This window comes from Streptomyces sp. NRRL F-5122, from assembly GCF_001507435.1.
GTDB classification, from domain to species: domain Bacteria; phylum Actinomycetota; class Actinomycetes; order Streptomycetales; family Streptomycetaceae; genus Streptomyces; species Streptomyces lannensis.
The window spans coordinates 34,791-60,321 of sequence record NZ_LMWH01000238.1; the positions used below are offsets into that span (position 1 = coordinate 34,791).

The 25,531-nt window shown below is 71.0% G+C and carries 16 protein-coding genes, 4 tRNA genes and 1 other RNA gene; 13 read left to right on the forward strand and 8 right to left on the reverse strand.

Annotated elements, in window-relative coordinates:
- The first annotated feature begins 237 nt into the window (after window positions 1–237).
- The gene (locus ADL25_RS25190) at window positions 238–897 is read left to right on the forward strand and encodes a class I SAM-dependent methyltransferase (RefSeq protein WP_059130106.1); all 660 of its coding nucleotides are present in this window, start codon (window positions 238–240) and stop codon (window positions 895–897) included.
- A 113-nt stretch (window positions 898–1,010) separates the two neighbouring features.
- Here the strand turns inward: ADL25_RS25190 and ADL25_RS25195 are convergent, their stop codons facing one another.
- Both ADL25_RS25195 and ADL25_RS25200 read right to left on the reverse strand, forming a co-directional pair.
- Window positions 1,011–4,436, reverse strand: coding sequence for an AfsR/SARP family transcriptional regulator (locus ADL25_RS25195; protein ID WP_234381033.1), 3,426 nt, complete (start codon window positions 4,434–4,436; stop codon window positions 1,011–1,013).
- A gap of 155 nt (window positions 4,437–4,591) precedes the next feature.
- A complete protein-coding gene (locus tag ADL25_RS25200) occupies window positions 4,592–5,209 on the reverse strand; it encodes a GNAT family N-acetyltransferase (protein WP_059130160.1) in 618 nt (205 codons plus the stop codon).
- A 284-nt stretch (window positions 5,210–5,493) separates the two neighbouring features.
- On the opposite strand from ADL25_RS25200, the gene ADL25_RS25205 reads away from it, so the two are divergent.
- On the forward strand, window positions 5,494–7,725 hold the full coding sequence (locus tag ADL25_RS25205; protein WP_059130107.1) for an FG-GAP repeat domain-containing protein: 2,232 nt from the start codon (window positions 5,494–5,496) through the stop codon (window positions 7,723–7,725).
- 283 nt (window positions 7,726–8,008) lie between these two features.
- On the opposite strand, the gene ADL25_RS25210 is transcribed toward ADL25_RS25205, so the two are convergent.
- A tRNA-Ser gene (locus ADL25_RS25210) sits at window positions 8,009–8,096 on the reverse strand.
- Between the two features lie 73 nt (window positions 8,097–8,169).
- Between ADL25_RS25210 and ffs the strand changes: the two genes are divergently transcribed.
- The 6 genes from ffs to ADL25_RS25240 all read left to right on the forward strand — a co-directional run bounded on the left by ffs (window position 8,170) and on the right by ADL25_RS25240 (window position 17,154).
- Window positions 8,170–8,266, forward strand: an RNA gene (gene ffs, locus ADL25_RS25215) — signal recognition particle sRNA small type.
- Window positions 8,267–8,353: 87 nt separating this feature from the next.
- A complete protein-coding gene (locus tag ADL25_RS25220; protein ID WP_059130108.1) occupies window positions 8,354–10,579 on the forward strand; it encodes a DNA polymerase III subunit gamma and tau in 2,226 nt (741 codons plus the stop codon).
- 122 nt (window positions 10,580–10,701) lie between these two features.
- Complete coding sequence (purD, locus tag ADL25_RS25225) at window positions 10,702–11,961, forward strand: phosphoribosylamine--glycine ligase (protein WP_059130109.1); 1,260 nt, start codon at window positions 10,702–10,704, stop codon at window positions 11,959–11,961.
- 398 nt (window positions 11,962–12,359) lie between these two features.
- Entirely contained in the window at window positions 12,360–14,357 is a 1,998-nt protein-coding gene (locus tag ADL25_RS25230; RefSeq protein WP_059130110.1) for a hypothetical protein, read from the forward strand.
- A 312-nt stretch (window positions 14,358–14,669) separates the two neighbouring features.
- Window positions 14,670–16,169 (forward strand): N,N-dimethylformamidase beta subunit family domain-containing protein, encoded by a 1,500-nt coding sequence (locus tag ADL25_RS25235; RefSeq protein WP_059130111.1) that lies wholly within the window; start codon window positions 14,670–14,672, stop codon window positions 16,167–16,169.
- Window positions 16,170–16,254: 85 nt separating this feature from the next.
- The gene (locus ADL25_RS25240) at window positions 16,255–17,154 is read left to right on the forward strand and encodes a phosphoribosylaminoimidazolesuccinocarboxamide synthase (protein ID WP_059130112.1); all 900 of its coding nucleotides are present in this window, start codon (window positions 16,255–16,257) and stop codon (window positions 17,152–17,154) included.
- Window positions 17,155–17,245: 91 nt separating this feature from the next.
- On the opposite strand, the gene ADL25_RS25245 is transcribed toward ADL25_RS25240, so the two are convergent.
- The 4 genes from ADL25_RS25245 to ADL25_RS25260 all read right to left on the reverse strand — a co-directional run bounded on the left by ADL25_RS25245 (window position 17,246) and on the right by ADL25_RS25260 (window position 18,871).
- A tRNA-Gly gene (locus tag ADL25_RS25245) sits at window positions 17,246–17,318 on the reverse strand.
- A 726-nt stretch (window positions 17,319–18,044) separates the two neighbouring features.
- Window positions 18,045–18,120, reverse strand: a tRNA-Gly gene (locus tag ADL25_RS25250).
- A gap of 114 nt (window positions 18,121–18,234) precedes the next feature.
- A tRNA-Gly gene (locus ADL25_RS25255) sits at window positions 18,235–18,309 on the reverse strand.
- A 244-nt stretch (window positions 18,310–18,553) separates the two neighbouring features.
- On the reverse strand, window positions 18,554–18,871 hold the full coding sequence (locus tag ADL25_RS25260) for a histone-like nucleoid-structuring protein Lsr2 (protein ID WP_059130113.1): 318 nt from the start codon (window positions 18,869–18,871) through the stop codon (window positions 18,554–18,556).
- 362 nt (window positions 18,872–19,233) lie between these two features.
- Between ADL25_RS25260 and purS the strand changes: the two genes are divergently transcribed.
- The 3 genes from purS to purL are packed head-to-tail and all read left to right on the forward strand — an operon-like array spanning window position 19,234 to window position 22,429.
- A complete protein-coding gene (purS, locus tag ADL25_RS25265) occupies window positions 19,234–19,497 on the forward strand; it encodes a phosphoribosylformylglycinamidine synthase subunit PurS (RefSeq protein ID WP_059130114.1) in 264 nt (87 codons plus the stop codon).
- The gene (gene purQ / locus ADL25_RS25270) at window positions 19,494–20,174 is read left to right on the forward strand and encodes a phosphoribosylformylglycinamidine synthase subunit PurQ (protein WP_059130115.1); all 681 of its coding nucleotides are present in this window, start codon (window positions 19,494–19,496) and stop codon (window positions 20,172–20,174) included. Before purS ends, purQ begins: the two co-directional genes overlap by 4 nt.
- Window positions 20,171–22,429, forward strand: a complete 2,259-nt coding sequence (gene purL, locus ADL25_RS25275; protein ID WP_059130116.1) for a phosphoribosylformylglycinamidine synthase subunit PurL — start codon at window positions 20,171–20,173, stop codon at window positions 22,427–22,429. Before purQ ends, purL begins: the two co-directional genes overlap by 4 nt.
- 62 nt (window positions 22,430–22,491) lie before the next feature.
- Here purL and ADL25_RS25280 read toward each other — a convergent pair whose 3' ends face one another.
- The gene (locus ADL25_RS25280; protein WP_059130161.1) at window positions 22,492–23,952 is read right to left on the reverse strand and encodes an MFS transporter; all 1,461 of its coding nucleotides are present in this window, start codon (window positions 23,950–23,952) and stop codon (window positions 22,492–22,494) included.
- A 96-nt stretch (window positions 23,953–24,048) separates the two neighbouring features.
- On the opposite strand from ADL25_RS25280, the gene ADL25_RS25285 reads away from it, so the two are divergent.
- Together ADL25_RS25285 and ADL25_RS25290 are read left to right on the forward strand one after the other, a co-directional pair.
- Entirely contained in the window at window positions 24,049–24,690 is a 642-nt protein-coding gene (locus ADL25_RS25285; RefSeq protein WP_059130117.1) for a TetR/AcrR family transcriptional regulator, read from the forward strand.
- A gap of 10 nt (window positions 24,691–24,700) precedes the next feature.
- Window positions 24,701–25,498, forward strand: a complete 798-nt coding sequence (locus ADL25_RS25290; RefSeq protein ID WP_059130118.1) for a maleylpyruvate isomerase family mycothiol-dependent enzyme — start codon at window positions 24,701–24,703, stop codon at window positions 25,496–25,498.
- Window positions 25,499–25,531 lie beyond the last annotated feature (33 nt).

The following is a 25,531-nucleotide window of genomic DNA, read 5'->3' on the forward strand; positions in this document are numbered from 1 at the left end:
CCCGGTCGTACGGGGTGCGCACCGCGTCGGTGTGCACTCGAGCGGGAACGGGAGGTGAACCGGTCGTGCGGCAGGATCGATCCCGGCCGTGCCGCGGCCGGTCCGAAGCCCCACACCCGGCACAGGGGACTGCCGCGACTCAACGTCGGCTCGAGCAAAGGGCGTACGGTGTGCTGTTGCGACCGGCACGGTCCGGGGACCCGCCCCGTGTCGGTGCTCTCCCCTAGAGTCGCCGACATGATCGAGCCCGACTACCTTGCCGCGGTCCGGGAGTCGTACGACACCGTTGCCGCCGCCTATGCGGAGCGCGTCAAGTCGCCGGCGGAGCTGGACCCGCTGTCCCGCGCGATGCTGGCCGCGTTCGCCGAGGTCGTGCGGACGGCCGATCGCGGGCCGGTTGCGGACCTGGGCTGCGGGCCGGGCAAGGTCACGGCGCATCTGGCGGCGCTGGGCGTGTCCGTCTTCGGCGTCGACCTGTCCCCGAAGATGATCGAGCTGGCCAGGCAGGCCCATCCGGCGCTGCGGTTCACGGTGGGTTCGATGACCGGGCTGGCGCTCCCGGACGGCGAACTCGGCGGCATCCTGGCCTACTACTCCACCCATCACACGCCACCCGAGCTGCTGCCCGTCGTGTTCGCCGAGTTCCATCGCACGCTCGCACCCGGCGGCCACCTGATGATGGCCGGGTACGTCGGAGACGACGTGCGTCTGCGTCCGGCACAGGCCTATGGAGGCCATCCCGTCTCCTACGAGTCCCATCTGCAACCGCCGGACCGGCTCGCCGCGTTGCTGGCCGAGGCCGGATTCGTGCTCACCGCACGGCTGTTGCAGGAGCCCGCCGGGGAAGTGAGGAGAACGATCGCCACCTTCCTGGCCCGGAAGCCCGAACACCCATGAGATGACGATCGGTTGCCCCGTCTGCACCCGTCCGACCCGCGGCGGCCTGCCCGAACCGGCACCCTGCCGCTCGTCCTCTCCACAAGCGGCGGAGCGCCGTCGTCCGGGCTGCGTCACCGGTCGAGATCTCCGAATCCCTCCGGCGGCACTCCCACCTCCGAGAAGACCTCCAGCGCCTGCTGCCGCGCGAGTTCGGCGGCGTCGTCGTCCGTCCCGCGAAGGGCACGGGCCAGTGCGAGGAGGGCGCGGGCCTCGCCGAGCCGATGACCGGTGCGGCGATGAACGGCCAGCGCCTCGCGACCCAGGCCGACGGCCGCGGCGCGCGCCGACTCGGCCTGCGCGGCGCGGCACAGAACGGTCAGCGCCTGTCCCTCCACCACTCGGAAGCCGTACTCGCGTGCCATGCGCAGCGCCTCCTCGGCATGGCGACGGGCGTCATCGTGCTGGCCGAGCCGCTGGTGGGTGAGGGAGAGGCCCAGGATGCTGTCCGCCTCCGGTCGTTTGAATCTGGCCTTCCGGGCCAGAGCGAGAGCTTGTGCGTCGGTCCGCAGGGATTGCTCGAAGCGGCCCAGATGCCGGTCGGCGGCCGCGAGCGTGTTGAGGATGCCGGACTGTATCCAGGCGCGACCAGGGGCCCTGACCATGGAGAAGGCTCGCTCGGCCTGAGCCAGGGCCTCCTGGTGGCGACCCAGCTCGATATTGATCTTGGCGACGGTGTCGAGCATCATGGCGCGGCCGTTGCGGTATCCGCCCCTGTCGTCGGCGGCCACCTTGGGACCGAGGACGTCCAGGCCGTCGGTCAGACGTCCGAGCTCCCAGTAGACCCCGCCCAGTATCTGCAGTGCCAGGCTGTCGTCCCACCAACTCATCTCCGCATTGCGGCTGATGACCAGTTCGAGATGCCCCGCAGCCTCCCGGAGCCGGCCCAGATCCCGGCAGGTCATACCAAGGCCGAGCAGCCCGAACGTCCCGAGATACCGGTTCCCGGTTTCATGGACGATCCGCATGCCGGCGGTGAGGCGCTCGAGCGCACTGTCGAGGCGTGCCAGACTCCACTCCACGCAACCACCGACGCCGAGAGCCGCAGCCTCTCCCAGCGGCCAGCCGAGCTCCCGGCTGATGTCCAGTACGCGCGTGTGGTGACGCGTCGCCTCCCAGGGATGCCCCCAGTCCCACTCGATCACTCCAAGGCTCACGTGCATGGCCGCCTGGCCGAACAGGTCTCCCTCGGCCTCCGCCGCACGCAGCGCCGTCTGTGCGCCGGCCTGCCACGTCGTCCGTGGCAGATGGAGCCAGAAATGACCGAACAGCACGGAGTTCAGATGCCAGGCGACGGGCCGGGGACCGTGGCGGCCCGCGTGATGGACCACCGCGAGCAGATTCGCCCGCTCCGCCTGCAGCCAGCGTCCGGCTTCGGCGGCCGTCGGCAGGCCCTGCTGCTCGCCGGGGTCGAGGGCGGCGGGCAGCTCCGGGAACAGCCAGGTCCCCGCGGCCTGGCGTGCGGCGTGCAAGTACCAGATCACCACGCGGCGCAACGCGGTGTCGCGATCAGGTGCCGGATCCTCCGCCCGCGCACGCTCCTGGCCGTACTCGCGAAGCAGATCGTGGAACCGGTATCGACCGACCGTCACCGGTTCGACCAGATGGGCGGCGGTCAACGCACCGAGCAGACGCCGGGCCTGAGGCAACGGCGCGTCCAGGAGGGCGGCCGCGGCCTCGGCGGTGAACTCCGGCCCGGGAAACAGACTGAGCGATCGGAAAAGCCTGCGCGCCGCGGGTACGAGCACCCGGTACGAGACGGAAAAGGCCGCACGCAAAGGGGAGTTCTCGTCGCCGTCGGGCTCCAGCGCCTCCAGCCGATTGCCCTCGGACATCTCGGCGACCAGGTCGGCCAGGCGCAGGCCCGGATCGCCCGCCAGCCGGGCGGCGGCCACCCGCAGCGCCAGCGGAAGGCCGCAGCACAGCCGGATCAGTTCGTCGACGGCCTGCGGTTCGGCGAAGAGCCGCTCCGCACCGAGTGCCTCGCCCAGCAGCGCGCGGGCCTCGTCCGGCAGGAGGAGGTCCAGCGGCAGGGCGTGCGCGCCGTCGCGGACCACCAGGTCACCGAGCCGATTGCGGCTGGTGACGACGACACGGCAGGACGGGCTGCCCGGAAGCAGCGGACGGACCTGCTCCGCCGAGGCCGCGTTGTCCAGCAGCACCAGCAGGCGCCGGCCGGCGAGCACCGTCCGGTACAGGCGCGACTGCTCCTCCTCGTCCGCGGGGATCTCCGACGCAGCCAGCCCCAGGCTGCGCAGCAGGAGCCCCAGGGCCTCGCCGGCCTCGAGCGGCTCGCGGTCGCGGTCGAATCCATGCAGGTTCACATACAGCTGGCCGTCGGGGAAACGATCCCGCACCTGGTGCGCCCAGTGCACCGCGAGAGCGGTCTTGCCGATGCCGGCGGCTCCCCCGATGGCGGAGATGACCACGGTGTTCGCCGAACCCTGGTTCTGCTCCGTCGGAAGCAGCGCGTGGAGCCTGGCGAGTTCCTCGGCCCGGCCGGCGAACCCCGCCGCGTCGTGCGGCAGTTCGGCGGGTGCGGGTGCGGGTGCGGGTGCGGGTGCGGGTGCGGGTGCGGGCGCAGGCCCGGGCGCAGCGCTGTCGCGTGGCGGGCGAACCGGCTGCTCCGGCGGCCCTGCCTGCGGGGCGGCGCGGACGACGGGCCGGGTCGACGACGGTGGCGTCGCAAAAGCCGCCGGTGCGAGCAGGCAGGCGTCGTCCTGGCGCAGCACCGCCTCGTGCACCCGGCGGAGGTCCTCCCCGGGATCGACCCCGAGTTCGTCACGCAGGCGCATACGCATGTCGTGATAGGCGTTCAGCGCCTCCGCCTGACGCTCGCAGCCGTACAGGGCGCGCATGCGCAACGCCAGCAGCGATTCGTCGTAGCGCTCGAACGTGGACAGAACCGCCAGGTCGTCCAGGGCGTCGCCGAACCGGCCGAGCAGAATCAGGCAGTCGAGCCGTTCCAGCCGGATCGTCCGGCGCCGCTCCAGCAACCGTTCCCGCTCGGCCTGCGCGAACGGCCCCGGCAGGTTGGCCAGCGGCTCGCCCCGGAACAGAGCGAGCGCGGCCGACAACTCGTCCGCAGCGGTGGCCAGGTCGCCGGACGCCTTGGTGCGCAGCGCCTTGTCGCCGCGCTCGGACAGATCCGACAGATCGAGCCGCACGCCGTCGACGAAGCGGTACCAGCCCTTGCCGCTGCGGATCACAGACGCCGTGTGCGGAGTGCCCGCGGGGTCCAACGTCCTGCGCAGGGGATTGATGTGACTGGCCAGCACTTTGCTTCCGGAGAGGGGTGGCTCCGCACCCCAGACCCCGTCGAGAAGGTGCTCGTGGCTCACCACGATTCCCCGTCGGAGCAGCAGCCCGGCCAGCACGGCCTGCCGCTTGACGGGCCCGGGATCCAGGGGTGCTCCGCCCCGCCAGGCCCGTAACGGCCCGAGCACCTCGATCCGAAGCAGTTGAGGATCTCCCCCGTCCACCGCGAAGCCTCCGCTCACGTGCATCACCGGTAAATCGACTGCATTGCAGCACTCCCGGCCCCCGTGGGGACCAGGACATCGCACAACCCCCACAACCGGGGGCCCTGCGGCTTCGCCGGACGGCCGTCCGTATCGCGTCCGTCGCCGGGTGCTCGCGCCGCGGGAGACGTGCCTCAGCGCGTGGCGCGTCCGAGGTAGGTGAGCGGCCCGGGGGACCGTACCGGCAGGACGGAGAAACCGAGGCGGTCGTAGAAGGCGCGGGCGGCGGTGTTGGCGGTGACCATGCCGAGGTGGACCCGCTCGACCCCCTGCGCGGACAGCGCGCCCAGGAAGGTGTCCATCAACGCGCGTCCGTGGCCGAGCCGCTGGTGGCTCGGGAGCAGGTCGATGTGCAGGTGGGCCGGATGGTCGGCGATCTCGGGCACGAGCATCCGCTCGGGGGTGTGCATCAGGTGCAGCATCACGCCGGTCGGTGTGCTCGGCTCGCCGGTGGGGGCGGGGTAGCGGTCGACCAGCCCGGGCAGCCACTCCTCCCGGAAGAGCCGCACGAAGGCAGAGGTGTTCGCGGTGCCGACGATGTATCCCACCGCCCGCTCGCCGTCGTCCACGACGAACGCCAGCTCCGGTTCCAGCTCCGCGTAGGGAGCGGCGAATATGTTGGGCAGCAACTCCGGGTCGGGGTAGATCTGCCGGGAGTCACCGCCGTTCTCCGCCGTGCGCACGCAGATGTCGAAGAGTGCGTCGCGATCGGTGGGGCGGTAGGGCCGGATGAGCGCTCGAGAGGTCGTCATGCGTGCCATGCTGCCTGGCGCGGGAGCGCTCCCACAATGCGGGCGTCCGGGCGTCGGCGCGTCCGCGACCGACGGGGCCGAGGCGATGACAGCCGTCGCCGCCCGACCGGTCGACACGGCGCCGACGGAGCTGCGCATGCCCATGAGGCTCGCCCCGCGCTCCCGGTCCGCTCGTCGTCCCGGAAAAACAAGAGCCACTCGTACAACTGCCCGCCCTCTTCGCAGGTCCGACCGGTCGGCACGCACGGATGTGCGTACAGCCCGGCTCATCAGGAAGGACTTCCTTGGCTTCCATACGCACCACCCGACGCCGTCTCGGCGCCTCCGTCGCCACCGTTCTCGCCGTGACGATCGGTGCCGGCGTCCTGGTCTCGCCCGGGGCCGTGGCCGCTCCCGCTGCCAGGACCGCCGCCCCCGCCACCATCGGCGAGGCGAAGCTGCCCCTCGGTGCCGAGATCGTCAGCACCGGTGACACCGGATACCTCACGTCCCGGTCGGACGACTCCGGTGACAAGGTCCTGGAGTGGCACAGGTACGCAGACGGCTCGGTGCTGCCGATCACGGGCACCATGGGCTACGACAGCAACTCCGACATTGTCGTGACCGGCGACGGCGGCAGCACGGTCTTCCTGCGCGACATGACGGAAGGCGCCGGCCGGTCCGCGTCCTACGACCTCGCGTCCGAGTTCAAGCCCGGCGCGAAACTCGTCGGCGTGGTTGGCGACAACCTTTTCGTGAAGGTTCCGACAGGCAGCGGGGACTACCACGAGCTGTGGCAGCTCGCCCAGGTGGACGGGGTCGCCAAGAAGACGAAGCGCTCGTCCAACCCCTACAGCATGGACTTCAAGGTCGTGGCCGCCACGAGCGACGTCCTGCTCGTCCTGAGCAGCAACCGGGTCTTCCCGAGCCCGGCGACCTTCCGGACCGAGTACTGGAAGACGCGCACGACCGTCGACGGCGACGCGCCGATCGAGTCGGGCAGCAGGGGGAACACCGCCCCGTGGACCCAGGCCTCGACGGGCGCCTACACCGCCGACTACGAGGCGTCGGTCGAGTACCGAGGAGGCGTCACCGAACTCGTCGTGGACGGGACCGGCGTCCACCAGAGGTTCGCCATGGACAGCCCCATGAGCGGTGCCGTCATCGCCGGCGTCACCAGGGACACGCTGCTCTACGGGGTCCCGGGCAAGGCGACCGACGAGACGCTGAGCCCGCTGTACGCCCGGAGCGTCAAGAACTCCACCGCCGCGCCGTACAAACTCCTGGAGCACTTCTCCAGCGTGGCCCACGCGCCGGACGGCGGTCTGCTCGTGCGCGGCGCCACGGCCGACGCCGACGGGCTGTTCCGGATCTGGGAGGGGAACGACGGCCTGCCGAGCGCCACGCTCGTGGCGGACACGGGCCGGGTCCTGGCCGTCAAGGTGACCGGGTCGAAGGCCCCCACCACCGTGAGCCTGGAGAAGCCGGGCACCACGGTCCCGATGGAGTGGACCCTGTCCCGCGCGAACGCCACCGTGGACCTCACGCTCACGCACACGGCCACCGGCAAGAAGCTCACCAAGCGCCTGCCCCAGCCGGTCTCCGACAGCCGCTTCGCCATTGTCTGGGACGGCCTCCTGGAGGGCATCAGCGCCCCGAACGGCGCCTACACCTGGCAGATCACCGCCACCCCGACCGACGGCGTCGGCGGCCCGGCGACCGCCCACGGGAACTTCCAGGTCTCGCGCCAGGCCAACCCGCACGACTTCAACAACAACGGCTCGACGGACGTCCTCGCGCGGGACGCCTCGGGTGCGCTGTGGCGGGACGACCTCTTCGACTGGCCGTCGGGCAGCAAGGTGACCACGGCCAAGCGGACGAGGATCGGTACCGGATGGCAGGTCTACAACCAGATCGTGGCCGCGGGGAACCTCGCCGGCACCTCGACGGGCGACCTCGTCGCCCGTGACACCTCGGGCGTCCTCTGGATGTACCTGGGCAAGGGCGACGGCACCTTCGCGACCCGCGTCAAGGTCGGCACCGGCTGGCAGACCTACAAGAAGATCACCGCCGGCAGCGACCTCACCGGAGACGGCCGGCCCGACCTCCTCGCCACCGATGCCTCCGGCGTCCTGTGGCTCTACAAGGGCACCGGCAGCTCGTCCGCCCCCTTCGCCGGCCGCGCCCGGGTCGGCAGCGGCTGGAAGATCTACAACCAGATCACCGCCGTCGGCAACATCGCGGGCACCACGGCCGGCGACCTCGTCGCCCGCGACACCTCGGGCGTCCTCTGGCTCTACCAGGGCAACGGCAAAGGCAACTTCAGCACCCGCGTCAGGATCGGTTCCGGCTGGAACGCCTTCTCCCACCTCGCCGGTGCCGGCGACGTCACCGCCGACGGCCGCCCCGACCTGATCGCCTACGGCCGGAACGGCACGTACGTCTACCGCTCGACCGGTTCGACGACGGCCCCGTTCAGCCGGCTGACGACCACCCTCTACGCGGGCGAAGGCACCAAGTTCAACAGCATCGCCTAGAAGGCTCGTGAAGATCCTGGGGTTCTGGCCCCGCCGCGTGAGCGGCGGGGCCAGACGCGTTTTGTGGTGACGGGGGAATCACGGGGTGGGAGCCAGGCACCTCCGCAAGCGTGCGGGCGCGGTACCTCCACGTGCCCGGTGCCATGCTCGAGGACGGCGCCCGGTAGATCGCAGAGACACCCGCTGTGGACAAGAACCAGGCCGGGACAACGAGGTCCGAGGACAACGTCGAAGGGCCCCACCGTGAGGTGGGGCCCTTCGACGTATTGCCCGGTGAGAGCAATGGCGGAGGATACGAGATTCGAACTCGTGAGGGGTTGCCCCCAACACGCTTTCCAAGCGTGCGCCCTAGGCCTCTAGGCGAATCCTCCGCCGGAAACATTACATGACGCCGGGGAGTGCTAGCGAACTCGTTCGGGCCCCCTGCGATCAGGTACGCTGGGGTCCAGCCCCTCACGCGGCGCTATCTGACTGAACTCCCCCAGGGCCGGAAGGCAGCAAGGGTAGGTTGGCTCTGGCGGGTGCGTGAGGGGTCTTCTGCGTTGCGGGTGAGGGTCGCGGGCGCAGGGGTCCGGGAGTGGGCCTCGGGCCGGTCACTTTGTCAGTGGACGCCTATAACCTCGTATGCGTGTCGTCTCTCGCGCTGTACCGCCGCTATCGCCCGGAGTCGTTCGCCGAGGTCATCGGGCAGGAGCATGTCACCGACCCGCTGCAGCAGGCGCTGCGGAACAACCGGGTCAATCACGCGTACCTGTTCAGCGGGCCCCGAGGCTGCGGCAAGACGACCAGCGCGCGCATTCTGGCCCGTTGCCTGAACTGCGAGAAGGGCCCGACGCCGACGCCGTGCGGCGAGTGCCAGTCCTGCCGGGACCTCGCCAGGAACGGGCCGGGGTCCATCGACGTCATCGAGATCGACGCCGCGTCGCACGGTGGTGTCGACGACGCCCGTGACCTGCGGGAAAAGGCATTCTTCGGGCCCGCGAGCAGCCGGTACAAGATCTACATCATCGACGAGGCCCACATGGTCACGTCGGCGGGATTCAACGCGCTGCTGAAGGTGGTCGAGGAGCCGCCCGAGCACCTCAAGTTCATCTTCGCGACCACCGAACCGGAGAAGGTCATCGGGACCATCCGGTCGCGCACCCATCACTACCCCTTCCGGCTCGTGCCGCCGGGCACCCTTCGGGACTACCTCGCCGAGGTGTGCCAGAAGGAGAACAACCCCGTCGAGGACGGGGTCCTGCCGCTCGTCGTGCGCGCCGGTGCCGGATCCGTGCGTGACTCCATGTCCGTCATGGACCAGTTGCTCGCGGGCGCGGGTGCTGACGGTGTGACGTACGCCATGGCCACCTCGCTGCTCGGCTACACGGACGGGTCGCTCCTCGACTCCGTTGTCGAGGCCTTCGCGTCCGGGGACGGGGCCGCCGCCTTCGAGGTCGTGGACCGGGTCATCGAGGGGGGCAACGACCCGCGGCGGTTCGTCGCCGATCTGCTGGAGCGGCTGCGTGATCTGGTGATCGTCGCCGCCGTGCCCGACGCGGTCGAGAAGGGGCTCATCGACGCCCCGGCAGACGTACTCGAGCGCATGCAGGCGCAGGCGGGCGTCTTCGGCCCGGCCGAGCTCAGCCGCGCCGCCGACCTGGTCAACGAGGGGCTCACCGAGATGCGCGGAGCCACCTCGCCCCGGCTGCAGCTGGAGTTGATCTGCGCCCGGGTGCTGTTGCCCGCGGCGTACGGGGACGAGCGGTCGGTCATGGCCCGCCTGGACCGTCTGGAGCGGGGCGTCAGCCATTCCGGGGGCGGCGCTCCCGCCATGGGATATGTGCCGGGTCCCGAGGTGCACGGCGGTATGACCGGGGGACCGGCTCCACAGGATGCGGCACCCGTGCCGCCAGGTGGAGGCGCGGCGGCCGCTCGTGCCGCCGTGCGCTCCGGTGGTGCCGGACCGGCCGGGGCCCCCGCTGCCCACGAGGTTGCCGCGCCCCCGGTGTCGGCACCGTCGCCTGCGGCACAGGAGGCCGCCCCGGCCGCCCCCGCACCGACCACCCCGCCACCGGCCGCCCCCGCGCCGGCTCAACCGCAGGCGCCGGCCGCCGGCGCGCCCGGTGCGTGGCCCGCCGCCGCCTCCGCGGGGGGCGGCCGCCGTCCCGGCGGCTGGCCCACCGCGGCGCCCGCCGGCGGTGTCCGGGCACCCGCCGCCCAGGGCCGGCCGACCGCACCGACCTCTCCGGACACCCCGGCAGCTCCGGCACCCGCGGCGTCCACGCCGGGCTCCGGCGGTCTCGACCCGCGCACGCTCTGGCCGAACGTTCTCGAGTCGGTGAAGAACCGCCGCCGCTTCACCTGGATCCTGCTGAGCCAGAACGCGCAGGTGGTGGGCTTCGACGGCACCACGCTGCAGATCGGCTTCGTGAACGCGGGCGCCCGCGACAACTTCCTCAGCAGCGGCAGCGAGGACGTGCTGCGGCAGGCGCTGGCCGAACAGTTCAATGTGCAGTGGAAGGTGGAGGCCATCGTCGACCCGTCGGGTGGCTCGGCACCGCCGGCCACCGGGAGCTCGGGATTCGGTGGCGGCTTCCAGCCAGGAGGCGGCGGCGCCTCGCCCGCGCCCCGTCCCGCCCCCGCGGAGCAGCCTGCCTCATCGGCGGCGCGTCCGGCCACGCCGGTGTCCCCTGCTCCGGCGCCCCCGGCCCCTGCCCAGGCCGCGCCTCCCGCCGAACGGCACGTGGTCGCTCCCGAGGACGACATGCCGGAGGACGACGACCCCGACCTGGACGAGTCGGCCCTGTCCGGCCACGACCTGATCGTCCGGGAGCTCGGCGCCACGGTCGTGGAGGAGTTCACGAACGAGTAGGCGGGTGCGAGCCGGGTCACCGGGCGGCACTCCTCATTTTGGGAGGAACCCACAAACGGCCGCCCCCGCTCCGTTCGGCGGCCCCCACAAGGCCATCCCGCCCCGGCGGTTAGGCTGACCCCGTGAAGGTCCTCGTCATCGGTAGCGGCGCCCGCGAACACGCCCTGTGCCGCTCCCTCTCCCTCGACCCCGATGTCACCGAACTGCACTGCGCCCCCGGAAACGCGGGTGTGGCAGAGGTGGCCCAGTTGCACCAGGTCGACGCCCTCGACGGAAAGGCCGTGGCCGCGCTGGCCACCGAGCTCGGGGTCGGGCTGGTCGTCGTGGGCCCGGAGGCGCCGCTCGTCGCAGGCGTCGCCGATGTGGTGCGCGAGGCGGGGATCCCCGTCTTCGGGCCCTCCCGGGAGGCCGCCCAGCTGGAGGGTTCCAAGGCCTTCGCCAAGGATGTGATGGCGGCCGCGGGCGTCCCCACCGCACGTTCGTACGTCTGCACGACCGCCGACGAGGTCGAGGAGGCGCTCGACGCCTTCGGAGCCCCCTACGTGGTGAAGGACGACGGTCTCGCCGCGGGCAAGGGCGTCGTCGTCACCGATGACCTGGAGGCCGCGAAGGCGCACGCCGCCGACTGCGAGCGCGTGGTGATCGAGGAGTACCTCGACGGACCCGAGGTCTCCCTGTTCGCCGTCACCGACGGCGAGACGGTCCTGCCGCTCCAGCCGGCACAGGACTTCAAGCGCGCGCTGGACGGCGACGAGGGGCCGAACACCGGTGGCATGGGGGCGTACTCGCCGCTGCCGTGGGCCCAGCCGAAGCTGGTCGAGGACGTCCTGGAGAGCGTTCTCCAGCCGACAGTCGACGAGATGCGCCGCCGCGGCACCCCCTTCTCCGGTCTGCTGTACGCGGGCCTGGCGATCACTTCGCGCGGTGTCCGGGTCATCGAGTTCAACGCCCGGTTCGGTGATCCCGAGACGCAGGTGGTCCTCGCCCGGCTGAGGACACCGCTCGCGGGCGTGCTGCTGGCCGCGGCGAACGGCACCCTCGCGGATCTGGAGCCCCTGCGCTGGAGCGAGGACGCAGCGGTCACCGTGGTCGTGGCCTCGCACAACTACCCGAGCACCCCGCGCACGGGCGACCCGATCACCGGTCTCGCCGAGGTGGCGTCCGAGGACGCCCCGCACGCCTACGTCCTGCACGCGGGCACCCGGCAGGAGGGCGACGCCGTGGTGAGCGCGGGCGGCCGGGTGCTGTCCGTCACGGCTACCGGAGCCGACCTCGCCGAGGCGCGCCGGCGGGCGTACACGGCGGTGGGCCGTATCGGGCTCGAGGGCTCCCGGCACCGTACGGACATCGCGGCGCGGGCCGCCGGGGCCGACGGCGCCTGAGCAGCCGTGGCGCCGCCCGGCGATGAACCCCTCGGGCCCCGGATCCGTCTCAGGATCCGGGGCCCGCGTCGTGAGAAGGGGCCCGGAATCCGGGTCTCTGTCGAACGCGTTTCGGTGGGCGATCCCGGGCCTGGCCGTCGCCCTACGTCATCCACCTTTCCCCAAAGCCATTCCATCGAGTGAGCGGTGACCCATCCGGCTGACGAGTGCGGGGGCCCCAACTAGGGTGCGGCGCAAGCGTTCCGGCACTTGGCCCACCGGCATTGCGATGTCGGTGGCGGGTGCCACAGTGGGGGAGTGAGCAACGCACGGACGTCCGACGACGGCCTCCGTGACGAGGACCGTCACGGCGCAGGTCGCGTGGGACAGAGGCGGATCAGAGGGGGTGACGTCCGGTCGTGACCGGAATCGGTGTGGAGGTCGGCGCGCAGGCCGCGCGTTCCCGGGCTCTCGCCGTGCTGCGGATCCGCAGCAGGGCGCTGGCCGTGGCTCTGCTGCCTGCCGCCGTTGCGGTCGTGCTGCTCGTCGGCCGCTCCACCGGTCACATCAGTGGTGGGCACTGGGGAGTGGTCGCGCGCTGGGGCGTGAGCTGCCTCGCCGTGGCCGTCCTGCTCGCCGCCGCCGGTATCGCCCTCGTGGTCGCGGGCGCCCGTCCGGCCGTCAGCCCGACGGTCCCGATCGCGGAGGACGCGGCCCCCGATCTGTACCGGATGGTCCGGGACCTGGCCGATCGCCTCGATGTCCCCGCCCCGTCCGCCATAGCGCTCACGCCGGACTGCGACAGCTGGCTGGAGGACCGAACCCATCCCGCCCATGGCCCGCCGCTGCGGTCGCTGGACGAGATATCCGGCCCCCGGGGCATACGCGGCCTGCAGTCCTCCCGGCACCACCGGGCCCCGACGGCGCCCGTGCTCGTGATCGGCTCCCCGTTCCTGTGGTGGATGCGGGTGGGCGAACTGCGTGCGGTGCTCGCCCCGGTCGTCGCCGGTACGGGGCCGTCCGCGCACCCCGACATAGCAGCGGCACGACGCTTCGTCCGAGGACTGGACGCCGCCGTGGCCGTGAGTGCGGCACCCGGGCGCGGAGTCCTGATCCGTGCGGTGCTGAGCGGCGTCGGCCGGGTGGCCCGGCTGCTGCTGCGGAGCTGCCGGGTTCATGCGGAAGAGATGGAACGAGGGGTGGCGGCCGCCGCGGCCGAGCGTGCACAGGCTGTGGACTACGGTCTGCGGATCGTCGCACAGGAGCAGGTGGGTCTGGCGTACGCCGGCTGGGACCGGCTGCTGACCCGGGTCGCGCTGCCCGCCTGGCGGATGGGGCGCTGGCCGTCGCGCCTGGACGCCGGCGTGGTTGCGGCCCTCACGGAGCTCTCCCGCCGGGACCGTCTGGCCGAGGGATTCGCCTCCCGTCTGGGTGAGCGGCCGGCCTGCGACCTGCTGGAGGAGCCCGGAGCGGTGGACGAGGCCGCGTCGCTGCTGGCAGCGCGTCTCTTCCACGGAGGTCCGGCGGCACCCGGCCCGAACTGGGCGCCGGTCAACTGGCAGGACTATCCGGACGAGGTCGTGGACCGTAAGTGGCGGTCGGACGCCGCCCGGCTCCACCGGGTCCTCGACGCCCTGGGCGTTCACCACACCACCCGCTCGGGCACGTCCGACGCGGGTGGGCCGACGCTGGACCGGGTCCTGAAATACCTGACGGTCCGGGCGGACACCGACGAGAGGGACGCGGCGGCCGGGAGCGAGCGCCCCGGGGCATCCACCCCTCGGCGCGACGGCCCGCCCGGCCCGCACCTCCGCGAGCACGGCGCGGAAGGTACGGGCGACGGCGGGAGCGCGCCGGACGCACCGGACGGGGCCGCCGTCCCCGAAGCCCCCGACGTGGAAGGGGATCCCGGCGCGGAGACGGCGCACGCCGAGGCCGTCGGCGCATCCGCTGCCGACATGCTCGCCGCCGGTGCCGTGCCGGCCTCCGACGAGGACGGTGCGGTCGCCGGTGCGCGGACGGCCGCCCTGGTCGCCGGACTCAGTGCCGAAGTCGCCTGGGAGGAGTCGGCCCTCGCGGCGGTACCGGGCGGGAGCGCCGGCCGGCCGTCGGGGCCGGACCGCACGGTGTGGGACGACGTGTTGCTCCCGCTGTTCCCGCTCCAGCCGCCCCGCAGCGGTCGCGAACTGCTCGTCGACCATGTCGCCGCGATGGTGTGCTGCGCCGCGATGGACACGGCCGGAGCGGTACCCGGCCTCGACTGGCTGGACGGTCCGTCCCTGCTGGTCCGGGACGAACGTGCGACCGATCTGACCCCCCGCGTGCTCACGCTCGTCGAGGACGGCGACCCGGAACCGCTCCGCGCCTGGCTCCTCCATCTCGGCATACGGGCCGAGAAGCCGGTCCGGTTGGTCTGACGACTTTCGGCCGGCCGAGCCGTTCCGTCACCCGCTCCCCGCTCCTCACGGGGGACTCTCCCGCCCCACCGGGCGGCCGTCACCCCGAGGATCGAGACCACCGCGCCCGGTTGTGTTCCCACCCCGTCCCACCTGCGGATACGCCGCTTCGGTCGGTGTCGGGGCCGCGACCCATGGCCGGAGAATCCCATTCCGTCCACGTCAATTCACGACGAACGGTGACGGAGTGCGTGCGTAATGTGATGTGCTGGGACCGTTCGGGTACGACGCAAGGGCTACGACGGCTCACGGGGTCGAGGGAGGGGACATCGCATGGGGTCGGAGCACATCCGCCGCTGGGAGTCGGGCGCTCTCGCACACGCTGTGACGGATCCTTTCGGCCAGGGCCCGGTTCCCTGGCTCCGGGGCAGTGAGACCTACTTCGACGACACGGGCCAAGTGGTCCCCTGGTACGTGGATCCGGCCCCGGCCCACGTCCCGTCCCAGGGCCACAAGGGAGCGCGGATCCCGGCGCCCCGCACCGGCGGCCCGCGCTCCGCCGACGACGTCCACCGCCAGATCAAGGGCTTCACCTCCACCGGCGGGGTCGCGCCCGGCGAGGCCATCGACTTCCGCATCACCGTGGACCCGCCGCAGGAGTTCGCCGTCGACGTCTACCGGATCGGCCACTACGGCGGCGACGGGGCTTCCAAGATCACCACGAGCCCCCGTCTCTCCGGCATCGTGCAGCCGCCTCCGCTGACGGCGGACCGCACGGTCTCCTGCCATCACTGGTGGCTGTCCTGGCGGCTGCAGATCCCGTCCTACTGGAGCATCGGCGCGTATGTGGCCGTCCTCACCACCGCCGACGGCTACCGCTCCCATGTCCCCTTCACCGTCCGCGACAGCCGCCCGGCGGACCTCCTCCTGCTGCTCCCGGACATCACGTGGCAGGCGTACAACCTCTATCCGGAGGACGGCCACACCGGCGCCAGCCTCTACCACGCCTGGGACGAGAACGGCCGCCTGCTCGGCGAGGCGGACGCCGCCACCACGGTCTCCTTCGACCGCCCGTACGCGGGCGCGGGCCTCCCGCTGCACGTGGGCCACGCCTACGACTTCATCCGCTGGGCCGAGCGCTACCACTACGACCTCGCCTACGCCGATGCCCGCGATCTGCACGCCGGCCGCATCGACCCCACCCGCTACCGCGGTCTGGTCTTCCCGGGTCATGACGAGTACTGGTCGCCCCAGATGCGCCGCACCGTGGAACTCGCCCGGGAGAACGGCACCTCGCTCGTCTTCCTCTCCGCCAACACGATGTACTGGCAGGTGGAGTTGGGGCCGTCCCCGTCCGGTGTCCCCGACCGCCTGCTCACCTGCCGCAAGCGCCGCGGCCCGGGAAAGGCCACGCTGTGGCGGGAGATCGACCGTCCCGAGCAGGAGACGATCGGCATCCAGTACGCGGGCCGGGTGCCCGAACCCCACCCCCTCGTCGTCCGCAACGCCGACCACTGGCTGTGGGAGGCGACCGGCGCTGAGGAGCGCGACGAACTGGCGGGGATGGTCGCCGGCGAGGCGGACCGTTACTTCCCGCGCGCGCCACTGCCCGAGCATCAGGGCCGCATCCTCCTGGCCCACTCTCCCTACCGGGACGGCGAGGGAGTGCTGCGGCACCAGGAGACGTCCCTGTACCGGGCCCCGTCGGGCGCCCTGGTCTTCGCGTCCGGGACCTTCGCCTGGTCGCCCGCGCTGGACCGTCCCGGCCATGTGGACGCCCGTATCCAGCAGGCGACAGCGAACCTCCTGGACCGCATCTGCAAACGGGACTGAATCCGTTCCGACCCGCCCCGCGGACCGGCCCGCTCCTGGCATACGGGAGAATCGAGCCAATTGGAGAGAACCACGGGGAGGAACCGTGTCCGGATTCGTCGAAAAGCCCGAGCCCGTCGAGGTACCGGGTCTGGTGCATCTGCACACCGGAAAGGTGCGGGAGCTGTACCAGAACGAGGCGGGCGACCTCGTGATGGTCGCCAGCGACCGCACGTCCGCGTTCGACTGGGTGCTGCCGACCGAGATCCCGGACAAGGGCCGGATCCTCACGCAGTTGTCGCTCTGGTGGTTCGACCAGCTCGCCGATCTGGTCCCGAGCCACGTCCTGAGCACGGAGCTGCCGGCCGGGGCCCCGGCCGACTGGGCCGGCCGCACCCTCGTCTGCAAGTCCCTGCGGATGGTTCCGGTGGAGTGCGTGGCGCGCGGTTACCTCACCGGCTCGGGCCTCCTCGAGTACAACGAGTCCCGTACCGTCTGCGGCCTCGCGCTGCCCGAGGGCCTGGTGGACGGCTCGGAACTGCCCGCGCCGATCTTCACCCCCGCCACCAAGGCCGCGGTCGGCGAGCACGACGAGAACGTCTCGTACGAGGAGGTCGCCCGCCAGGTCGGTGCGGAGACCGCGGCCCAGCTGCGGCAGGCGACCCTCGCCGTCTACGGCCGTGCCCGGGACATCGCCCGTGATCGCGGGATCATCCTGGCGGACACCAAGTTCGAGTTCGGCCACGACGGCGACACCCTCGTCCTCGCCGACGAGGTGCTCACTCCGGACTCGTCCCGCTTCTGGCCGGCCGACCGCTGGGAGCCGGGCCGCTCCCAGCAGTCGTTCGACAAGCAGTTCGTGCGGGACTGGCTCGTCTCCCCCGCTTCCGGCTGGGACCGTGCGAGCGAGCAGCCTCCGCCTCCGCTGCCCCCGGAGATCGTGGAGGCGACCCGGGCGAAGTACGTGGAGGCGTACGAGCGACTGACCGGCGTGCGCTGGTCGTAGCGGCCATGGGCCCGGCGATCCCGCCGGGCCGCGGCTTCACCCCGCGCACAGCAAAAAGCCCCCCGGCCTGGGCCGGGGGGCTTCTCTACGGAGCGGACGACGAGGCTCGAACTCGCGACCTCAACCTTGGCAAGGTTGCGCTCTACCAACTGAGCTACGTCCGCACTGCGCTGTTGCGCGAGAGCAACTATACCCAACGTCGCTCGTGTGCGAGACGCACCGCCCCATCACGGTGCACGGCCATGAGTTCGAGAGCGGCCCTTGGCAATGGGCTCCGCCCCCTCTCCTTCTCCGGCGCGGCCCGCCCGGGGATTTCCGGCGTCGGCGCGGGCGCCCTCCGACCCCGGTCTCCCGGGCCGTCGGCGGCGCGTGCACGGTGACGCCGACGACAACACCCAACTCGTGCTCCACGTGCCGGTTTTCCGTACGGACGGTCCGGACGACCGCGGTACGCCGTCGGCCCGGGGCGGCGCATCCGCACACTCCGGCCGTGGGCGCCCGCTTCGAATGCCCGGCATCGTGCCCGTTCCCGATCGCCACCCGGCGCCGCGGCAGTTCGGAGGCTCGGCGATGTGGCGACCCTCACACCGGCGTGTCCCGGGCCCGATGCCTGCCGGGACCGCCGGGCGGGCACGTGCGGCTCGTCCACCACGGCGGCCACGTCGGCACCACCGGTCACTTCCACCACACTGGCCATGTCCCGTCTGAAGGTGGTGGTCGATCGGAGGCCGGCCTCTGCAGGGGTCCGTTGGGTGCAGGGCAGACGGGATCCCAGCCCTCGGGCAGGCGTCCGCCTGATCGAAGTTACGCCTCGGCCGGCGCGCGCAATCCGTCCGCGCGGGCTGCGGGTAAGACGAAGGCCCCGGTCGATCGACCGGGGCCTTCCTCTTTGGAGCGGACGACGAGGCTCGAACTCGCGACCTCAACCTTGGCAAGGTTGCGCTCTACCAACTGAGCTACGTCCGCATTGCTCCCGACCGGCTCTCACCGATCGGTGCGAGCACCAGCCTACCTGATCCTCACCCCTGCTCTCGACAAGCTCGAGCAGAGGTGCTTCCTGAATCGGTGGAACCGATGCCTTGGAGCGGGTGACAGGGATTGCACACTGCGCCTCCCCCTTGGAAAGGGGGTGTTCTGCTACTGAACTACACCCGCATGGCTCTTGGGGTTTCGGCATTTCGCCCTCGCCCCTCGGCATGCTCCAGACTTTAGCTGATCACCAGGGGGGCAGTGCAAGTCGGTTGCCCGCAGGGTCCGATGGGGCCGCCACAGGGCGGGCCGATCACCGACCCGGCTCCCGGCGACGGAGAGCGCGCGGCGTCCACCGGACGGGGGGAGCGGCGCGTGGAGGGAACCGGGCTCGCCGGGGCCGGATGCCGGCCCCGGCGAGCGGGTCGCGTCAGTTCGCCTCGGCGAACGCCTCGTACACCTTCTTCGGGATGCGGCCCCGCGGCGGTACGTCCATCTTGTTGGAGCGTGCCCAGGCCCGTACGGCAGCCGGGTCCGGCGTCAACGCCGTGTGCGTGTACGCCTTGCCCGACTTCGCCTTCTTGCGGCCGGCCTCGACGTAGGGTGCCAGCACCTTACGCAGTTTCTTGGCATTGGCTTGATTGAGGTCGATCTCGTACGACTTGCCGTCCAGTCCGAAGGCGATCGTTTCCGCCGCTTCTGAGCCGTCGATGTCGTCAAAGAGAGTGACCACGACACGCTGCGCCACGAATATCGGTCCCTTCGTGCGGCACCTCTGCGATCAGACACCATGACGTGCACAGACGTCCGGCGGATGTCGGGGAGATGTCGACTGTCCGGCTGTTATTGGGCAAAGTATCGGCTATTGCCATTTCCTTTGTACAGTGCCCGGCATTGCATTGTGAAGACCGACTGAATACCTCCGCGTGTCCGCCTGCAATGACCTGCCATCGCTCTTCTGTGATTTTTCCCAGGATTTTCCGTGTAACGGGCCGCCGCCGCCGGTGTGCCGTGACGGCCGTCACGTAGGATGCTACGAATCTACGCGGGTAGAAATTCTGTGCGGGTAGTCTGAAGGAACCTGCTCAGCACCACACACCGGGAGTGCCAGTGGCACGCGTCGTAGTCGACGTCATGCTCAAGCCGGAGATCCTCGACCCCCAGGGCCAGGCGGTCCATCGCGCACTGCCGCGGCTCGGTTTCGAGGGCATCTCCGATGTACGTCAGGGAAAGCGATTCGAACTCGAAGTGGACGGTCCGGTCGACGAGGCCGCGCTCGCCCGCATCCACGATCTTGCGGAATCCTTCCTCGCGAACACCGTGATCGAGGACTTCACCGTCAAGGTCGAGGAAGTCGCGGAGGCCGCGAAGTGACCGCTCGTATCGGCGTCGTCACTTTCCCGGGGAGCCTCGACGACCGGGACACGCAGCGCGCGATCCGCCTCGCGGGCGCCGAGCCGGTCGCTCTCTGGCACAAGGACAAGGACCTGAAGCAGGTCGACGCCGTGGTGCTCCCCGGCGGTTTCTCGTACGGCGACTATCTGCGCGCCGGTGCCATCTCCCGTTTTTCGCCGGTGATGGGGACGGTCATCGAGCAGGCGAAGTCCGGTCTTCCGGTCCTCGGCATCTGCAACGGTTTCCAGGTCCTGACCGAGGCCCATCTCCTTCCGGGCGCGATGCTGGGCAACGACCACCTCCACTTCATCTGCCGCGACCAGAAGTTGCGGGTGGAGAACGCGGAGACCTCCTGGACCGGTGACTACGCCGTGGGCCAGGAGATCCACATTCCGCTGAAGAACATGGACGGCCGGTACGTCGCCGACGAGTACACGCTCGACAAGCTGGAGGCCGAAGGCCGCGTGGCGTTCCGCTACGTGGACTTCAACCCCAACGGCTCGCTCCGCGACATCGCCGGCATCACCAATGAGGCGGGCAACGTGGTGGGCCTGATGCCGCATCCCGAGCACGCCGTCGAGCCGCTGATCGGTTCCGGTCGCACCGACGGTCTCCCGTTCTTCACGTCGATCCTCAAGAAGCTGGTGGGCGCATGAGCCGGACGCCTCTGGACACGGTCGAACATGCGGCCGCGACCCCCGACGTCGAGCTGCCCTGGGCCGAACTCGGCCTGAAGAAGGACGAGTACGAGCGGATCGTCGAGATCCTGGGCCGTCGCCCCACCGGCGCCGAGCTCGCCATGTACTCGGTCATGTGGTCCGAGCACTGCTCGTACAAGAGCAGCAAGGTGCACCTGCGCCAGTTCGGCGAGAAGGCCCCCCAGTCGGACGCGCTGCTCGTGGGCATCGGTGAGAACGCCGGTGTCGTCGACGTCGGCCAGGGCTACGCGGTCACCTTCAAGGTCGAGTCGCACAACCACCCCTCGTACGTCGAGCCCTACCAGGGCGCCGCGACCGGCGTCGGCGGCATCGTGCGCGACATCATCGCGATGGGCGCGCGGCCGGTCGCCGTCGTGGACCCGCTGCGATTCGGCGCGGCCGACCACCCGGACACCAAGCGAGTGCTGCCCGGTGTCGTGGCCGGCATCGGCGGCTACGGCAACTGCCTCGGACTGCCCAACATCGGCGGAGAGGTCGTCTTCGACGCGTGTTACCAGGGCAACCCCTTGGTCAACGCCGGTGCCATCGGCGTCATGCGGCACGAGGACATTCATCTGGCGAAGGCGTCCGGCGCGGGGAACAAGGTCGTCCTGTACGGCGCCCGCACGGGTGGTGACGGCATCGGCGGCGCCTCGATCCTCGCCTCCGAGACCTTCGACGACGCCAAGCCGTCGAAGCGCCCGGCCGTCCAGGTCGGTGACCCCTTCCAGGAGAAGCTCCTCATCGAGTGCACCCTGGAGGCCTTCAAGGAGAAGCTGGTCGTCGGTATCCAGGACCTCGGTGCGGCCGGTCTGTCCTGCGCCACCTCCGAGCTGGCCTCCAACGGCTCCGGCGGCATGCGCGTGACGCTGGACGACGTACCGCTGCGCGACTCGACGCTCTCGCCCGAGGAGATCCTCATGAGCGAGTCGCAGGAACGCATGTGCGCGGTGGTCGAGCCGGAGAAGGTCGACCGCTTCCTGGAGATCTGCGAGAAGTGGGACGTCATCGCCACCGTCATCGGTGAGGTGACCGACGGCGACCGCCTGGAGATCTACTGGCACGGCGGGAAGATCGTCGACGTCGACCCGCGGACCGTCGCGCACGAGGGGCCGGTGTACGAACGCCCGTACGCCCGTCCGGAGTGGCAGGACGCCCTGCAGGCGGACGACGCGAACAAGCTGCCGCGGCCGGAGACCTCCGAGGAGCTGAAGGACCAGGTCCTGAAGCTGGTGTCCTCGCCCAACCAGGCCTCCAAGAAGTGGATCACCTCCCAGTACGACCACTTCGTGCAGGGCAACACGGTCCTCGCCCAGCCCGAGGACTCCGGCATGATCCGTGTCGACGAGGAGTCCGGGCTCGGCGTCGCCATCGCGACCGACGGCAACGGCCGGTACGCGAAGCTCGACCCGTACGCGGGCGCGCAGCTCGCCCTCGCCGAGGCGTACCGCAACGTGGCGACCACCGGTGCCAAGCCGCTGGCCGTCTCCGACTGCCTGAACTTCGGTTCGCCCGAGGACCCGGCCGTCATGTGGCAGTTCGCGGAGGCCGTCCGCGGACTCGCCGACGCCTGCCTGCAGCTGGGCACCCCGGTGACCGGCGGCAACGTCTCGCTCTACAACCAGACGGGCGAGGCGGCCATCCACCCCACCCCGGTGGTGGCGGTGCTGGGTGTCATCGACGACGTCGCCCGCCGTACGCCCGTCGCCTTCCAGGAGGAGGGCCAGCTGCTCTACCTCCTCGGCGACACCCGTGAGGAGTTCGGCGGCTCGGCCTGGTCGCAGCTCGTCCACGACCATCTCGGCGGTCTGCCCCCGCAGGTCGACCTCGAGCGCGAGCGGCTGCTCGGCGAGATCCTCATCTCGGCCTCCCGCGACGGCATGATCGACTCCGCGCACGACCTGTCCGACGGCGGCCTGATCCAGGCGGTCGTGGAGTCCTCCCTGCTGGGCGGAAAGGGCGCGCGGCTGGTCGTGCCGGACGGGTTCGACGCGTTCACCTTCCTCTTCTCCGAGTCGGCGGGGCGCGCGCTCGTCGCCGTGCCGCGCTCGGAGGAAGTCCGCTTCAACGACATGTGCGGGGCGCGTGGTCTGCCCGTCGCCCGCATCGGTGTCGTGGACGGTGACGCGATCGAGCTCCAGGGCGAGTTCGCGCTGTCCCTGGAGGAGCTGCGGAAGGCCCACGAGGAGACCATTCCGGCGCTGCTCGCGTAAACGGTCCGCATGACGGCGAAGGCCCCGCCCGGTTCGCCGGGCGGGGCCTTCGCGTGCCGGCGTCAGACCGTGGCGGGCTCGCTCGCCGGTTCCCCGGCGCTCTGCGCGGGACGGGACACGGGCAGCCGTGTCGCCACCACCAGACAAACCGCCATCAGCGCGGCCCCGCAGAAGAACACGCCGTCCAGCGCGTCGACGTAGGCGTGCACCTCCGTCGTGCGCGCCGTGCCCGGCACGAAGGCGAGGGGAACGGGCCCGTCGTACAACCGGGAGACGAGAGTGCCGAAGAGGGCGGCGCCCAGGGCCGTGCCCAGGGTCTGGAAGAGGCGGATGCCGGTCGTCGCCACCCCGAGTTGATGGCGGGGGGCCGCGTCCTGGACCAGTTGGATCAGCTGGCCGATGAGCTGGCCGAACCCGACGCCGACGAGGAGGAGTTCGGCGCGGAGCCACCACAGGGAGGTGTCGCTGCCGGTGGTGGCCAGCAGCAGAAAGGCCACCGCGGTGACCGCGGACCCGCTGATGGCGAACGCCCGCTCGGGCCGGCCGCGTTCCGCGAGTTTTCCGGTGACGACCCCGGCGGCGGTCATGCCGACGGCCATGAAGACGAGGTACAGCCCCGCCGACGAACTGGACACGCCACGGGCGACCTGCAGGTAGACCATGACGTAGTACAGCGCGCCCACCAGGGCCGCGCCCACCAGAGCCTGGATGGCGAAGCCCCATCGCAGTTCCCGGACACGGAACATGGACAACGGCAGGATCGGTTCGGCGGCCGTGACCTGGCGCCACAGGAAGAGACCGAGGGCGGCCGCCGAGGCCAGAGCCAGAAAGACGATCTGCGGTGAGGACCAGGCGTACTCCTTGCCGCCCCACTCGGTGACCAGCAGCAGTGCCGTGGAGAAGGCGGCCGCGACACCCGCGCCGAGGAAGTCGATCGAGCGGTCGGCGGTGTGGCGGGGGAGCTTCAGGACACATGCGGCGAGGACCAGGACCGCGAGGCCGAGCGGCAGATTGATGTAGAAGATCCAGCGCCAGCTCGCATGGTCGGAGAGGAGACCGCCGATCCAGGGGCCGAGCGCCATGCCGCCGCCGGAGACGATCCCGCCCATGCCCGCGCCCTTGGAGTCACGTTCGCCGGGTCCCCTCAACTGGGCGATCACGACCATCGTGACGCTCATCAGCCCGCCGGCCCCGACGCCCTGAACGGCCCGCGCGGCGACGAGCTGCCCGATCGACCGGGCTGCTCCGCACAGCGCCGAGCCGAGGAGGAACGTGCCCACGGCCCCCAGGAACACCCGCTTGGCGCCCAGGACGTCGCACAGCTTTCCGTACAGCGGGAGCACCGCGGCCGACGCCAGCGAAAAGGCGCTGACCAGCCAGGGGATCTTGTCGATGCCGTGATCCGGGTCGAGGTCGCGCACGATCGGGACGGTGGCCGCGGACACGATCTGCATGTCCAGGACGGCCAGGACGATCGTGACGAGGCAGACGAGGAAGGCGATCTTGCGCTGGGTCTCGGTCATGGGCGTCACCATGCCCAGCATTTGTGTACCAAGTCAATGTTTTATCTCGGAGTAAATTTCTGTCAGGATCAAATTTCATCTTGGTACAATGGCGTCATGGCTGCTGAGGCGATGGGGCTGCGTGAGCGCAAGAAGCGGCAGACGGCGCTGCGGATCTACCGCACCGCGATCGCCCTGTTCGCCGAGAAGGGCTTCGATGCCGTCTCGGTACAGGAGATCGCCGACGACGCCGAGGTCTCCAAGATGACCGTCTTCAACTACTTCGGCTCCAAGGAGGACTTGGTCTTCAAGCCCATGGTCGAGCACTTCTCGGACGCGGCGCGTGCCGTGCGCGACCGCGCGTCCGGCGAGTCGGCGGTGGACGCCGTTCGCCGGCAGTTCCTGGAGATGGTCGAAGGGCGCGACCCGTCGGTCGGTCTGCACGGCGAGCCGTTCGCCCGCCGGATCCGGGAGGTCATCATGAAGACGCCGGAGCTGATGGAACGCGCCTACGTCGAGTCGGAGAAGGGCGCGCGCCAACTGGCGGACCAGCTCGCGCAGGAGACCGGCGACGCGACGCTCGCCCTGATCGCCGCCGCCACCCTGACCGCCGCCCGTAACGCCCTCGTCGAGGAGCACCACCGCCGCCTCGACGGCGGCGAGGCCGTCGACGAGGTCGCAGCCGACGCGGCCGAGCGCGCCCATCGCGCCTTCGACCTGATCGCAGCCGGCCTGAACGGGTACGCGGTGAAGGCATAGGCTCACCGCCATGCCCCCGGCCAGGAAACGCGCACGGACGTACGACTCCGCCAAGATCCGTGCAGCGGTGCACGCGCAGTTCGGGAACGTGCGGGAGGCCGTGCGCACCCTCACCCCCGAGCAACTGGCGCTGCCGACGCGGCTCGGCGGCTGGACGGTGCGGGATCTCGTGGCGCACACCGGGACGGCGCTCGGCGCGGTCAGCCGCTTCGTCAACCTGCCGGAACCCGCCGGGAAGGACGTCACGCTCCTCGACTGGCCCTTCACGACCGCCGTCGACGCGGACACGATCGCGGACATGGGCCGTCGGCTCGCCGAGCAGAATCCGGACCTCGACGCCCATCTCGGCGACATCGAGCGCCGCTTCACCGAAGACCTGGCACGCCACCCCGGCACACGACTGCTCGCCACCGTCATCGGCCCGCTGCCGCTCGCCGACTATCTCGTCACCCGCACGGTGGAACTCGTCGTCCACAGCGACGATCTGAACGCCGCCGTACCCGGACTCGACATCCCGTACGACCGCCACGCTCTCGCCGCCGCGACCCGGCTGCTCGCCGACGCGCTCGCGGTGAAGGCGCCCGGCGCCTCGACCGAGGTGCGCATCCCGCCGTTCGCCGTGGTGCAGTGCGTCGAGGGCCCCCGCCACACCCGAGGCACCCCGCCGAACGTCGTCGAGACCGATCCGCTGACCTGGATCCGGCTGGCGACGGGCCGGGTGCAGTGGGCCGTCGCTCTCGCCGACGCCAAGGTGAGCGCCAGCGGCGAACGAGCCGACCTCGACGGCCTGCTGCCCCTCATGACCTGAAGCCGCGGGGGCTCCGGGTGCCGTCCGGGGACC

What these genes read in the sequence shown, in the direction of transcription:
- ADL25_RS25190 (WP_059130106.1), top strand. Translation starts at nt 238, where the DNA reads ATGATCGAGCCCGACTACCTTGCCGCGGTCCGGGAGTCGTACGACACC.
- ADL25_RS25200 (WP_059130160.1), bottom strand. Translation starts at nt 5,209, where the DNA reads ATGACGACCTCTCGAGCGCTCATCCGGCCCTACCGCCCCACCGATCGC.
- ADL25_RS25235 (WP_059130111.1), top strand. Translation starts at nt 14,670, where the DNA reads ATGGGGTCGGAGCACATCCGCCGCTGGGAGTCGGGCGCTCTCGCACAC.
- purL (WP_059130116.1), top strand. Translation starts at nt 20,171, where the DNA reads ATGAGCCGGACGCCTCTGGACACGGTCGAACATGCGGCCGCGACCCCC.
- ADL25_RS25280 (WP_059130161.1), bottom strand. Translation starts at nt 23,952, where the DNA reads ATGACCGAGACCCAGCGCAAGATCGCCTTCCTCGTCTGCCTCGTCACG.
- ADL25_RS25285 (WP_059130117.1), top strand. Translation starts at nt 24,049, where the DNA reads ATGGCTGCTGAGGCGATGGGGCTGCGTGAGCGCAAGAAGCGGCAGACG.
- ADL25_RS25290 (WP_059130118.1), top strand. Translation starts at nt 24,701, where the DNA reads ATGCCCCCGGCCAGGAAACGCGCACGGACGTACGACTCCGCCAAGATC.